This is a genomic window from Okeania sp. SIO3I5 (assembly GCF_010672085.1).
Lineage (GTDB): Bacteria > Cyanobacteriota > Cyanobacteriia > Cyanobacteriales > Microcoleaceae > Trichodesmium.
Window position 1 is genome coordinate 1 of record NZ_JAAHHT010000168.1, and the last position, 12,872, is coordinate 12,872.

Here is a 12,872-nt window from a genome sequence, read left to right on the forward strand (position 1 = left end):
GTCGGGATGAAAGCCAGGGCCAGGATTCGGATACCTTCATAAGCTAAACATTCATAGGCCCAAGACACAAGCTAGGAGAATTTTGTTATTATCAATGTCAACACAGGGGGAGGACATCACCTCTGTCATGCGCAGCGGTCAGGGTTTCCCAGACTGAAGAATCCCTATTAGTCCCGTAAGGGCAACGTCGGGAGTATGTCAAGTATCTTGTCTATAGCAATTCCTATAGTTATGAGGTACATTCACGATCCCCCTAAATCCCCCTTAAAAAGGGGGACTTTGAAGGTTCCCCCCTTATCAAGGGGGGTTAGGGGGGATCTGGGATCTAAAATTGTACTTCTTATGTTAAAAAACTGCTTTAAATATCCCTTTCATCAAATCCAATTATTTTTTTGACAGAAATTTCTACTGAAGGAAACGCTAGGGAAAAAACAACTCCATCTTGATAGTTTTGTTCAATTTGATATTCATTATTCATCAGATTGCGAAATACTTTGAAATTTTTTTTAGCAATATCAATTACCCAATATTCTTCTATTCCTGAACTGGCATATAATGTCTTTTTAGTTCCTAAATCTTTTTGTAATGTACTATCAGCAATTTCAATAATCCAGTAAATATCTTTCCCAGAAGGATGACGATCTAAATATAATGTATCGGGATAACGAACAATAGTAATATCTGGTTCTGGTTCAGAGTTAATTAAAGTAATAGGATGTGCTTCCATTACTTCTGCAAGATTTCCTAAAATATGACGTAAATATTTAACTGCTCTATGATTTATAAAACGATGAACTGGTCCTTCTGGACTCATATTAATAATTTCTCCATTAATTAACTCCACTTTACGATTTTTTATTATCCCTACATCTATCATACGATGATAATCTTCTACTGTCCATTTGGTAAGGCTTGTCATTTCAGTTATTAGTTATTAGTTATAAGAAGGTGTTTGAGAAGTATTGCATAGAACCGACTGTTCTGATAACAAACGGGGGGCTAGACACAGATTAGGCAACGGATGTAGGGATATTTATCTGTGCATCTGTGGCTTCGTCCTTGTCTAGCAATAGGGGGTATCGTATCATACTCATTCCTAATAGGCGGTATCAGATCATACTCATTCCTAATCTTGTCGAAGATCGACAATGCCTGAAAATATCTTCGTCGAGGTTGCGGTGAATGCTTTGCTATCACTTAGTTTTAGGATTTGTTGAATTTTGCCAAAAAAGTTGTCGATCTTAAGCTTGATCATTGACAAGAATATTGGTAAATTTAGATTATGAAGATTAAGTCAAAGTTTTAGACATTCACCAGCGCCACCATGACAAAAATTTGATGGGTACTGATTTTCACTGAGCAGGACTTACGCAAACTCCTAGATAATACGCTACCTGTAGAGTAGAGGGCGAATGCCATTCGCCCCTACATATGGTTGGTGTGTGATTTCGTGTTTTGCGTAAGTCCTGTGAGAAAAACAGTACTTTCCTCAATACACAAAGTTCTAAGCACAAACAAAATAGATCAAAGCTATGTTTACAGAAGAAACCAACGTAGACTTAACCCAGAACCTAGGAATAGACAATCAGTCCTTTATTCCCGAAACAGATTATATCACGGTTTCCGGAATTCAACCACCTCCAAGTGGAGACAACTCTAATGCCATAATACCTGATGTTGATAACAATTATCCCTGGCAAGAAACCCCGAATCCCATTGATAACATCCTGTTCAGTCAGCAGTTGTTCGACAACGCTCCCCCCTCAAATAATGAGGCAAATATAGAAGAACCTAGCATTGATCCCCTAACAGGTGAAGCCATTTTTGAACCCCTAACAAGTGAAGCCATTTTTGAACTCTTATCATCTCTGTTTAACTCTAACAACAGGCGTCCAGAAATTAGCGCCTTTCTAGCTAACGACACTATCCTTAATGGAGGTACAAATACCGATGGCATTACTTCTGACCCCAGTGTAAGTGGATTTGTCATTGACGACGGAAATATACAAGATATAAACCTCCAAGCCAGTTTAGATACTGCCCGCAGAAATAATTTCGTAGATGTCACTGATGCACTCAACCCTGATGGTAGCTTCTCATTAAATATAGTAGATTTTGAACAACTCTATGGTGGAGCGTTAACAGAAGGACAACACACCCTATATTTACGTTCTATAGACGATATAGGTAGGACATCTCAAGTTTTCAGCGTAGACTTCGATCTTGATCGAAATCTCTACGGTTTTGTAAATATGATGGAGCGGGAATTAGGATTAATCAACACAAAAACAAACGACCTAGTATCAGTACCTCTGGAAAACATCCAAAATTATCCTGGTGGGCGACCTCAGCACGTCTTGATCTCTCCAGACGAACAAATAGTATATGTCACGACTGATGCTTCAGAAACTGACCCTGCCAATTTAGTCGCCCTAGGAATAAACGGTATTGACTGGTCTAATAATGCGGCCGACCTGACCGTGTTAGATAACTTAATATTAGAACCAGTGGGTACGACATCTGAATATAACGTTCCCATCCAGGTAGATCCGAGCCAACCCATTGGTAGCTGGACCCAACCTGCTAATACTCAAGCTCATGGAACAACCTGGTTACCAGGCTCATCTTACGGCTATCTCACTCAATGGACAGATAATAAAATTCGGGGATTTGACCGCAGTACAAACGAATTCTTGCCAGGAGATAGCTTTGAATTTGGTGAAGCTACCAATCAAACTCATGGGGTCACTTTCAATCCCTCTGGTACCGTAGCTTTAGGTACAGGTTATTACTATGATGATGATGATATTGAAATCTATTCTGTAGATGGAAATGGTAATCTCAATCTCCGAAATTCCATAGAATTAACCTCTCCAGAAGGCAATGGTGCATTCACCCACTATACCGTTTGGGTAGACGATCGCTATGCCTTTACTGCATCCATGCAGTTTGGTCCCACTTCCTTAACTCCAGAGGGACAAAATATTGTCGGTCCGAGTTTGTGGTTACTTGATACTTTTGAAGGTACAGCAGAGCGAGTTGTGGGAACTGCAAATACTGCTGATGAAAGTGGTATTTTCCGTTCTCCATCAGACCTCGGAATTGCTGGGAACAAGCTCTATGTTGCCGAGGAAGACTCTCTCGATAGTAGCTTTGGGGATGATGGTTATATCTCGGTTTATGATATTAGCAATATTAATCAACCTCAGTTTATGAAGCGTTTGAAACCAGGTGAAGAGTTACCAGCAGATTTTGCTATTGCTCACGGTTTGAATGTGACTCCCGATGAGAGTTCTGTCTTTGTTGCGAGTTATGCTTCCAACTACATTGTCAAGATTGATACTGAAACTGATGAAGTTGAGAAAGTATTTAGCTCATTGGATGGATTAAATATGCCTCACGGTGGTTTCACTGCGGGCCGATACCGTTAGTATTATAGCGCTACGCGCTAGGGAATAGGGAACAGGGAACAGGGAACAGTAGACTTTTAAAGGCTTTTCCTAGGTCATGCTGCGCAAACAGGATTTAGAAATGTCCGCGCCCTTAATGCGTAGTGCTATAATATCAAATCCGCTTTAACAGTCAAAAGCAGCGGCAATAGGAAGCAATTTCTTATGTTGAGGAGATTGCTTCCTTCTACTCTGTTCCAATCGCAGTGATGTAGGCTATAGTAATTATCAGGATTTTATATAATTTAGGACTTACGCAAATTGACTTTTAAAGCAGCATTTGTAGGGGCGAATGGTATTCGCCCTCCTTATATGTAGAGTCTCTGCGTAAGTCCTAATAATTATAAGAAACCGGGTTTGTGGGAAGTCAATGCTAGTTTTGTACAGCATTGGTTTCTCTGTTTTTTTATACTCAGGACTTACGCATAACCACTATATCTAGTAGGGGCGAACGGCCGTTCGCCCCTACACCTGGTATATGATTCACTATTTTGCGTAAGTCCTGATACTGATACTAACGGATTTTATAGAAGCCATTTGGTATCTCGGGAAAGTGAGGCTTTTTGGCAAATGAGTCAGGAGTCAACCCACCCCTAACCCCTCCCAGGAGGGGAAGTCAGGAGATGGAGAAATAAAATAGGGGAAAAAAGTAGAAAAATGCCTCCATCTTCCCACACTTCCCACACCTCCGACACTTCCCACACTTCCCACACCTCCCACACCTCCCACACTTCCCACACTTCCCACACTTCCCAATAATAGATACCAAATGGGTTCTATATGACTCAGAAAAACCTAGTTTTCAGGTGGATGGTTGATGAGAAATTACAACGAGAGGGGTTGACAAAGTATTTTTGACTTGCTATCATATACAATATAAGTAAACAAAGACTATATGAGTTATGTTCTACTTAGGAAGGCTGTAGAAGTAGTTGCTCTAAATCTTAATACCGACACGCAAATATGCAGATGAAGGCAAAATAAAAATCATCAAAAACGAACCATGGCAAAGATTGTACAAAACAAAATCCTACATCATGGGTGCAGCTATAGTTTCCACTATTTGCTACTGCTGAGTCTCATCAGCAAAACAAAGAGACGACCTCAAAAGACAAGTCGGTTTAACAGTTTAGGCATTCTACTTCCTATACTCTAGCCACCGAAACATACCTCCAAAACTCACTCCCCCCAATGAGCAAGGCTGTTTCATTCTTGATAGACGCGGAAACACGGGGATGGAGACTTTGAATTTCTGATTAAAAGTTGACTTTTCAGCATTTTAGTCAGAGCCAAAGGGAGGCTGATTGACTGAAAAATCGGCAAATGCGTGGTCAATTTTACTGTTCCACGCTTTGAAACAGCCTTGCGTCAAACCTGTCTTCAGTGCATCTACCTCAACAATTAATTTACCACAGTAATATCATGTTCGGTTGAATAGTTATGATTAGGATATAAATGGAAGAGATATAGTAGTTTTCAGTAGGCGTGAGGTACATTAATGATCCCCCTAAATCCCCCTTAAAAAGGGGGACTTCGAGTTCCCCCCTTCTCAAGGGGGGTTAGGGGGGATCTCCAGAGCTGTACCTCACTAGCTTGGGAAATGCTATATCTTGACATACTCCCGACGTTGCCCTTACGGGACTCATAGGGATTCTTCAGTCTGGGAAACCCTGACCGCTGTTTAGACAGAGGTGATGTCCTCCCCCTGTTTTGACATTGATAATAACAAAATGCTCCTAAAAGTGTCAAGGGCATATAAACGTTTAGCTTATGAAGGTATCCGAATCCGGGCCCAGGCTTTCATCCCGACGCTCCCCTGCGGGAGAGCGCGGGACTTCCCGCCAGGAAAGTTAAATCCCTGAGATTGCTTCCTGCCACTCCGTTCTAGTCGCAATGACTTTATAGTTAGTGTTGATCCGAACATGATCTAAATCAACAACAGACATCTCCGATAATCTAGCTGAAACTACTTACAAAGGTTGTTAAATCTTAATTTCCGGAGATATCTAATATATTTTAGGAGAATTAACCATGACTTTAACTGCATCCATTCCTGGTACTCAAAAAACTTCTCAAAGTCGCAAACTACTCAGCAAAATGGCGAGTAATTGGTCTCGTCGTGCTAAAGTTGTACAAGCCAAAAAACAGAATTTTGAAAACAACTCAGAGCTAGTATTCGACAGCGCTAGAGATGAGTTCCGAATAGATCTGTTACCCTTTAAAGACCATCCTGCATTCTTGGAAGCACCACCAGAGATGCAGAAACAAATTCTCTCCTGTGGTTGGATAGCTTACAATGAGAAAACTGTTGATATTGAATCGAAGGTTATTTCTCCTGCTTGTAGTCACATCATCTATCAGGAAGTGCCAGGATCTGACGATGGAATAGGGCGAGAAATTGCTAGCGATACCCTTGTTGATGAAGCTTATCATATATTGCTGGTAATGCAAGCTTGCCGAATTACACGAGAGAAGCGTGGACTAGAGTCACTCAAGTTGCCTAGCTTTAACTTAGTCAAACAAATGACTCTCGAAAAAGCTAAGTATTCTGAACGTTGGCAAAAAATCTTGGTTCAAATTGTTACCGCTACTGTTTCGGAAGTGTTCATTAGCGACTACCTAAATTTATTAGCCAAGGATACTAATATTCAACCAATGAATCGCCTGATAGTTGATACTCACAGACAGGATGAAATGGCTCACCATAGTATTTTTATAAATCTAGCGAAATGTATTTACAGTGAGTTGAGTCCGCAACAGCAAGAGTTTTTTGCTGATATCCTTCCTAAAGCAGTGCGCTGGTTTGCTAACTCAGAATTAGAAGTGTGGCAAACAATGCTCGAATATCTTGGTTTCTCAAAAACCCGCGAAGTTATTGCTGATTGTGCTGTGACTGATGAGGTAAATTTAAGTCGCATTGATTATTCTGCAGTGGTTTTACTAGCTAAAGAGTTAGGTGTTCTCGACTCACAAAAAGGTATTGATAGTTTTGCCAGACAAGGTTTGCTCAAATAACTAGGGGGGTTTTCTAGCTAGAAAAATTCAAGGTCATCTCACTATTTGAGATGACCTTTACCCTAGCAAATTCGATTTGATTGCACTTTAGACAATTATTACTATGAAAAACGCTATCGCAATTAGACACATTGCTTTTGAAAATCTCGGCAGTCTCGATGTTGTACTTCAAGAAAAAGGATATGCGATCGAGTATTTAGAAGCTGCTCCGGGTTTTCTAGATCGAATCAACCCCTTAACTCCAGACCTAGTAATAATTCTGGGGGGTCCAATCGGAGCTTATGACGAACAAGATTATCCTTTTCTCAGTGATGAGTTAGATTTACTTAAACAACGTCTAGCTAATAATAAACCCACATTAGGAATTTGTCTGGGAGCGCAACTGATGGCGCGAGCTTTGGGAGCGAAAGTTTATCCAGGAAATAATGGAAAAGAAATTGGTTGGTCTCCTATACAAATAACTGAGTCTGGTGAAAATTCTCCACTCCAATATCTAGCTCCAGAGGAAACGGCGGTATTGCATTGGCACGGTGATACTTTTGATTTGCCCGACGGTGCGGTGCATTTAGCTGCGAGTGTTGCTTATCAAAATCAAGCTTTTGCCTGGGGAAAGTCTGCTCTAGCGTTGCAGTTTCACCCGGAAGTGACAACTTCTGGATTAGAACATTGGTTTATTGGCCATGCTTGTGAGATTGCTTCTACACCTAATGTGACTGTCGGCAAGTTACGTCTCGATACTGGGAAATATAGCCAGAAGTTGGAAACTCAGGCGAAACTATTTTGGCAAGCTTGGTTAACTCAAGTAGAAAATGAAGAGGTCTTAACAGAGCATTCTCCTGTGTTGGTTTAATTCACTTGTTGCCTATGTGGTAGTTGCTGTTGTCAAACTACCACTACAGATTTTCCTTTCTTACTTCTCAGGACTTACGCAAAGAAACCCGGTTTCTACGGTAAATCATTGTTTTTGACAATAAACATCTACGAGAAACTGGGTTTCTGGGTTCGCATGGCTTTAGTCCTACTTCTTTTGTCATTTTGGGAAATTAACATGAATATCAAAAAAATAGTTCGTCTCGTCTGTGTGATTGCTCTAGGATTAACTTTGGCTCTATCTACAAGGGTTAAAGCACAGCCTAAACATCAAGTTACACCTATTGCCAGCTCTGCTGATGTCGAAATTAGTTCCACCAATGTTAAATACATCAAAGATTTAGAACTTTTAGTTTTTGAACAACAGGTTAAAGGTACTATTGGCGAAACAATGCCAACATCTGTAGGTAAATTAGATGGTGCGCCCGTTTTAGGTTATGTTTTTCCGACTACACTTTCATCTGAAGATGTAGGTTTTGGTAAAACAGAGGGAATTGTTGCTTTAGCTGTCACTACTCATCCCGACTTTGATGACACCCCTCTTTGGGATGAAAATAATGATGGTGATTTTGAAAATGATGGTCGCATTTTTCATACTCACTGGGTGATCTTAGCTCCTAATGAGCAAGTAGCAGGTGGACTTGCAGTCAAGGAATTTCGCAAAGAAGATGCTAGTGTAGTTTTGCCTCCGACTAATCCAGGAATGCCGATGTATATCGACTCTCCTGGTTTTGAAGTTGTTGCTAATAAAAATTCTCTAAAAGTTTTGATTCCACTGAGGAGAGTCAATGGCAAAAAGGATTTTCAGTTTGATGCTGTTACCGCTTATATGGAGGTTAATACTTCTGATAAAAACAGACCAATGCTTGGGGTTTACAAGGTTTATAGTGTAAGTTCTGGAGATTTGAGTCTTCCTTATTCTGTGGCACAGCAGTAAAATTATTGGTGAGGGGTTTAAAAGAGCGATCGCCGATACAGCAGGAAATTCCACAACAGGCACTCTAGAACTATTAAATAGGGACGTTGCATAACAAAAATGCGAGCGTCCCTACTTAATGTTTAATACAACGTCCCTACTGAGTTATGATTTTTTAATGTGGTTCATTCACCTGAAAACTCCTCAAGCGCAGCTAATTAAACAGAAATTGCATCTGCTTTTACATGACTAACAGTTGCCAAAGCTTCCACCAAACTCCGAACAGCAGCGATCATCGCCACTTCATCATTCAGCTTATTAATAGCAGAACCCACACCAACGCCAGCAGCACCAGCAGCGATCGCTAAGGGAGCAGTAACATTAGAAATACCAGAAGCACACAATACAGGTACAGTTACAGCACGAGAAATTTCATAAGCTGCTGCTATGGTAGGAGCAGCTTTTTCAATTAAACCCAAAGTTCCAGGGTGAGTAGGTTTAGCACTGACAGCACCTTCAGTTTGAATAATATCAGCACCTGCTTTTACTAACTCGGTTGCTAGTTGTACTTGGCGATCTAACTCTAAAAGATGGGGAACAGTTACAGAAAGAGTAATATTAGGCAAAAGTTCGCGAGTTTCTTGAGTTAACTGCAAAACTTCCTCTGCTTCAAAGCGCATTCCTTGAGCGTAGAATGCCTCATAGTTACCAATTTCAATTAAATCAGCACCCGCTTCCACTGCTGGTACAAATTTAGCAGGTTCAATAGCAGAAACACAAATAGGCAAATTAGTTAAACTGCGTGCCATTTCTACTAAATTAGGATCGGCAGCAATATCAAGGAAGGTTGCTCCACCCAAAGTAGCAGCTTTAACTGTTGCTGCAACTCTATCTTTATCAAAATTAGTCAAACCACTAATCACTTTTAGAGCTTGGCCATTGTTTAATGCAGTCTGTAATCTAGATTCAGTCATCATTTAACTTAGTCCTTTCGCTGATAATTTTCTCTACATTATTGTGCCACAAGCTAGGGAGTGTGGGAAGTGTGGGAAGTGTGGGGAGTGTGGGAAGTTAGTGTAGGGGTTTGGTCTCCAAACCCAATTATTGTGCCACAACCTAGGAAGTGTGGGAAGTGTGGGGAAAGTGGGAAGTTAATGTAGGGGTTTGGTCTCTAAACCCAATTATTGTGCCACAACCTAGGAAGCGTGGGGAGGGTGGGAACTGCGGGAAGTTAGTGTAGGAGTTTGGTCTCCAAACCCAAGGTAAGATAGGATTTGGAAACCAAACCCCTACGATAAAATTTGACAACCCATTTAAGATTTCCATATATGAACAATCAACAATTTTCAGTAATCCCTGATACTTATAACTATTGGTTAAAAAATGCTCATGTACCTGTGTGTCTTATAGAAACTGACTTAGAGATACCAAGTCAAACTAGGGAAAATCTTTCTTTAGTAGATATAGAAATTAAACAGGGAGTCATCACACAAATTGTCCAGTCTTCAGCAGATTTGCCTTTTCTGACAACTGGGGACATTCCTACAGTTGACCTGAAAGGTGGTATGGTGTGGCCATGTTTTGTGGATATGCACACTCATCTAGATAAAGGACATATTTGGGTGCGATCGCCTAACGAAGATGGTAGTTTTAATGGTGCGATAGATGCGGGTGCTTTGGATGCGGGAAAATATTGGAATGCTGAAGATATTTATCGTCGGATGGAATTTGGTCTCAAATGCAGTTATGCTCATGGCACAAAAGCTATTCGCACTCATCTTGACTGTTTTGCAGAACAGGCAAATATTAGTTTGGAGGTATTTCAAACATTACAAAAAGAGTGGAAAGATAGATTAATATTACAACCTGTTTCTTTGGTGACTGGGGATTATTATCTTACTGAAGCGGGAGAAAAATTAGCGGATAAAATTGCCGATATTGGTGGAATATTAGGAGCAGTTCCATTTATGAATTCAGATGTAGATAATCAATTAGATAAATTATTTAGTCTGGCGAAGGAAAGACAATTAAATTTAGACTTACATACTGATGAAAATGGAGATCCTAATTCTAGGGTTTTACACAAGGTTGCTGAGAAGGCAATTAGTCATCAATTTTCAGGGGAAATTATCTGCGGACATTGTTGTAGTTTGGCTGTACAAACTCCAGAAAAAGTAACAGAAACTCTGGAGTTAGTTAAGGAAGCTGGTATTAGTATTGTCAGTCTGCCAATGTGTAATCTTTATCTCCAAAATCGGCAAGATAATTATACTCCGAGATGGCGGGGTGTGACTTTATTACATGAGTTAAAAAAACAGGGAATTTCTGTTGCTCTTGGCAGTGATAATTGTCGCGACCCGTTTTTTGGATTTGGTGACCATGATGTTTTGGAAGTATTTAATATGTCGGTGAGAATTGCTCATTTAGATATGCCTTATGGGGATTGGCCTTGCGCTGTTACTAAGACTCCTGCCGATTTAATTGGTTTGCCTAATATTGGCAGAATTCGAGTTGGGTTGTCTGCCGATTTAATTCTGTTTAAAGGTAGGAATTTTAGCGAACTTTTGTCACGGTCTCAACATGATAGAGTTGTATTGAGAAACGGTCGAATTATTGATACAACTTTGCCTGATTATTGTGAATTAGATAGTTTGTTTGAATAGGAGAAAAATTCACCAAAAAATTCAGGTTTAAAGCCTCTCCTTTCAAGGAGAAAAAGCGGTCGATGGATGGGGAGAAAACCTTACCATATTCAATCGACCAAGAGAACAAAAAAAACCTTTTAGCCAATCCTTCTATTACAAAAGAGGTAATTATTAATTATTAATTATTAATTATTAATTATTAAGTAGCTTTTTTGGTATAATTCTTGTTATAGCAAGGTTTGACTATTTTTTTCTAATGCATCATTTAAGGTGTGTCAGTCTACTACAAATTTTGCTGATATAGCAGTCGAAGCAAAGATTAGGACATTTCTAAATCCTGAAACTCTTTGACAGTTTACTATTCCCTATTCCCTATTCCCTATTCCCTAGCGCGTAGCGCTATAACTGACAAGTGAAATGACATAGTATGGTAAAAGAATTAACTACCGATAACAAACCAGAAATTATTTACCCAGATAGTGACGGTAAACCAATGTCAGATAATACAAAACAATTTCGCTGGATAGTCACTATTAAAGAAAACCTGGAAATGTTATTTGCCAAAATTCCTGATGTATTTGTAGCTGGAGACTTGCTCTGGTATCCTGTGGAAGGCAATAATAAAACTCGTATTGCTCCTGATGCAATGGTGGTTTTTGGCCGACCCAAAGGCGATCGCGGCTCTTATAAACAGTGGGAAGAGGAAAATATTGCACCCCAGGTGGTATTTGAAATTTTGTCTCCAGGAAACACTCCCAAGGAAATGAGGAAGAAACTACAATCTTATGATGATTATGGAGTTGAAGAATATTATGTTTATGACCCTGATCGTATAAATTTTACAGGTTACATTAGAGTTGGGGAAACCTTAAGAACAATCGAAGAAGTAGATGGTTGGGTGAGTCCCCGTTTAGGTATTCGCTTTCAAATTACACCAGAAACTTTGGAAATATATCGACCAGATGGGAGAAAATTTCTGACTCCTGTAGAATTAGACCAAGCTAGGGAAGAAGAGCGACAACGTGCTGAACAGGAACGGCAACGTGCTGAACAAGCAGAACAACGTACTGAACAGGAACGGCAACGTGCTGAACAAGCAGAACAACGTACTGAACAGGAACGGCAACGTGCTGAACAAGCAGAACAACGTGCTGAACAAGAACGGCAACGTGCTGAACAAGCAGAACAACAACTTGCTCAACAGGAACGGCAACTTGCTGACCGACTAGCAGAATTACTCAGAGAAAGAGGTATTGACCCCAATGAAATCTTGTAGGTTTTAGCTAATTTACCAAAATTAGTCTAGTGGACTGACACTTATGTAATGGTGCGTTACAATAAATACGCACCATACAAGTTTTGCACTAACAACTAACAACTGATGACTCAAATGTATACCAAACCAGAAATTATTTACCCAGATAGTGACGGTAAACCAATGTCAGATAATACAAAACAATTTCGCTGGATAGTTACTATCAAAGAAAACCTGGAAATGTTATTTGCCAAAATTCCTGATATATTTGTAGCTGGAGACTTGCTCTGGTATCCCGTGGAAGGCAACAATAAAACTCGTATTGCTCCCGATGCAATGGTGGTTTTTGGCCGACCTAAAGGCGATCGCGGCTCTTATAAACAGTGGGAAGAGGAAAATATTGCACCCCAGGTGGTATTTGAGATTTTGTCTCCAGGAAACACTCCCAAGGAAATGAGGAAGAAACTACAATCTTATGATGATTATGGAGTTGAAGAATATTATGTTTATGACCCTGATCGTATAAATTTTACAGGTTACATTAGAGTTGGGGAAACCTTAAGAACAATCGAAGAAGTAGATGGTTGGGTGAGTCCCCGTTTAGGTATTCGCTTTCAAATTACACCAGAAACTTTGGAAATATATCGACCAGATGGGAGAAAATTTCTGACTCCTGTAGAATTAGACCAAGCTAGGGAAGAAGAGCGACAACGTGCTGAACA

The 12,872-nt window shown here is 40.1% G+C and carries 11 protein-coding genes; 8 read left to right on the plus strand and 3 right to left on the minus strand.

What is annotated here, in order from left to right; all coding sequences use genetic code 11:
• Positions 1 to 358: 358 nt before the first annotated feature.
• Complete coding sequence (locus F6K40_RS28060) at positions 359 to 919, minus strand: Uma2 family endonuclease (protein ID WP_293140454.1); 561 nt, start codon at positions 917 to 919, stop codon at positions 359 to 361.
• A 613-nt stretch (positions 920 to 1,532) separates the two neighbouring features.
• Between F6K40_RS28060 and F6K40_RS28065 the strand changes: the two genes are divergently transcribed.
• Positions 1,533 to 3,431, plus strand: coding sequence for an LVIVD repeat-containing protein (locus F6K40_RS28065; RefSeq protein WP_293140455.1), 1,899 nt, complete (start codon positions 1,533 to 1,535; stop codon positions 3,429 to 3,431).
• A gap of 611 nt (positions 3,432 to 4,042) precedes the next feature.
• Here F6K40_RS28065 and F6K40_RS28070 read toward each other — a convergent pair.
• The gene (locus F6K40_RS28070; RefSeq protein WP_293140457.1) at positions 4,043 to 4,198 is read right to left on the minus strand and encodes a hypothetical protein; all 156 of its coding nucleotides are present in this window, start codon (positions 4,196 to 4,198) and stop codon (positions 4,043 to 4,045) included.
• A 1,282-nt stretch (positions 4,199 to 5,480) separates the two neighbouring features.
• Between F6K40_RS28070 and F6K40_RS28075 the strand changes: the two genes are divergently transcribed.
• From F6K40_RS28075 to F6K40_RS28085, 3 genes are all read left to right on the plus strand, one after another.
• Entirely contained in the window at positions 5,481 to 6,464 is a 984-nt protein-coding gene (locus F6K40_RS28075; RefSeq protein WP_293140459.1) for a diiron oxygenase, read from the plus strand.
• 103 nt (positions 6,465 to 6,567) lie between these two features.
• A complete protein-coding gene (locus F6K40_RS28080) occupies positions 6,568 to 7,314 on the plus strand; it encodes a glutamine amidotransferase (protein WP_293140461.1) in 747 nt (248 codons plus the stop codon).
• 198 nt (positions 7,315 to 7,512) lie between these two features.
• On the plus strand, positions 7,513 to 8,271 hold the full coding sequence (locus F6K40_RS28085) for a hypothetical protein (RefSeq protein ID WP_293140463.1): 759 nt from the start codon (positions 7,513 to 7,515) through the stop codon (positions 8,269 to 8,271).
• A 197-nt stretch (positions 8,272 to 8,468) separates the two neighbouring features.
• On the opposite strand, the gene F6K40_RS28090 is transcribed toward F6K40_RS28085, so the two are convergent.
• The gene (locus F6K40_RS28090; RefSeq protein ID WP_293140465.1) at positions 8,469 to 9,227 is read right to left on the minus strand and encodes a DUF561 domain-containing protein; all 759 of its coding nucleotides are present in this window, start codon (positions 9,225 to 9,227) and stop codon (positions 8,469 to 8,471) included.
• Positions 9,228 to 9,284: 57 nt separating this feature from the next.
• Here F6K40_RS28090 and F6K40_RS28095 point away from each other — a divergent pair, with 57 nt between their 5' ends.
• The 4 genes from F6K40_RS28095 to F6K40_RS28110 form a co-directional block, all read left to right on the plus strand.
• Positions 9,285 to 9,410 carry a hypothetical protein gene (locus F6K40_RS28095; RefSeq protein WP_293140467.1) on the plus strand — a complete coding sequence of 42 codons (126 nt, stop codon included), beginning with the start codon at positions 9,285 to 9,287 and terminating at the stop codon, positions 9,408 to 9,410.
• A 168-nt stretch (positions 9,411 to 9,578) separates the two neighbouring features.
• Positions 9,579 to 10,913 carry a cytosine deaminase gene (locus F6K40_RS28100; RefSeq protein WP_293140469.1) on the plus strand — a complete coding sequence of 445 codons (1,335 nt, stop codon included), beginning with the start codon at positions 9,579 to 9,581 and terminating at the stop codon, positions 10,911 to 10,913.
• Between the two features lie 409 nt (positions 10,914 to 11,322).
• On the plus strand, positions 11,323 to 12,171 hold the full coding sequence (locus F6K40_RS28105) for a Uma2 family endonuclease (RefSeq protein ID WP_293140471.1): 849 nt from the start codon (positions 11,323 to 11,325) through the stop codon (positions 12,169 to 12,171).
• A gap of 105 nt (positions 12,172 to 12,276) precedes the next feature.
• On the plus strand, positions 12,277 to 12,872 hold a 596-nt coding region (locus tag F6K40_RS28110), incomplete at its 3' end, for a Uma2 family endonuclease (RefSeq protein WP_293140473.1).

What these genes read in the sequence shown, in the direction of transcription:
- F6K40_RS28060 (WP_293140454.1), bottom strand. Translation starts at nt 919, where the DNA reads ATGACAAGCCTTACCAAATGGACAGTAGAAGATTATCATCGTATGATA.
- F6K40_RS28065 (WP_293140455.1), top strand. Translation starts at nt 1,533, where the DNA reads ATGTTTACAGAAGAAACCAACGTAGACTTAACCCAGAACCTAGGAATA.
- F6K40_RS28075 (WP_293140459.1), top strand. Translation starts at nt 5,481, where the DNA reads ATGACTTTAACTGCATCCATTCCTGGTACTCAAAAAACTTCTCAAAGT.
- F6K40_RS28080 (WP_293140461.1), top strand. Translation starts at nt 6,568, where the DNA reads ATGAAAAACGCTATCGCAATTAGACACATTGCTTTTGAAAATCTCGGC.
- F6K40_RS28085 (WP_293140463.1), top strand. Translation starts at nt 7,513, where the DNA reads ATGAATATCAAAAAAATAGTTCGTCTCGTCTGTGTGATTGCTCTAGGA.
- F6K40_RS28090 (WP_293140465.1), bottom strand. Translation starts at nt 9,227, where the DNA reads ATGATGACTGAATCTAGATTACAGACTGCATTAAACAATGGCCAAGCT.
- F6K40_RS28100 (WP_293140469.1), top strand. Translation starts at nt 9,579, where the DNA reads ATGAACAATCAACAATTTTCAGTAATCCCTGATACTTATAACTATTGG.
- F6K40_RS28105 (WP_293140471.1), top strand. Translation starts at nt 11,323, where the DNA reads ATGGTAAAAGAATTAACTACCGATAACAAACCAGAAATTATTTACCCA.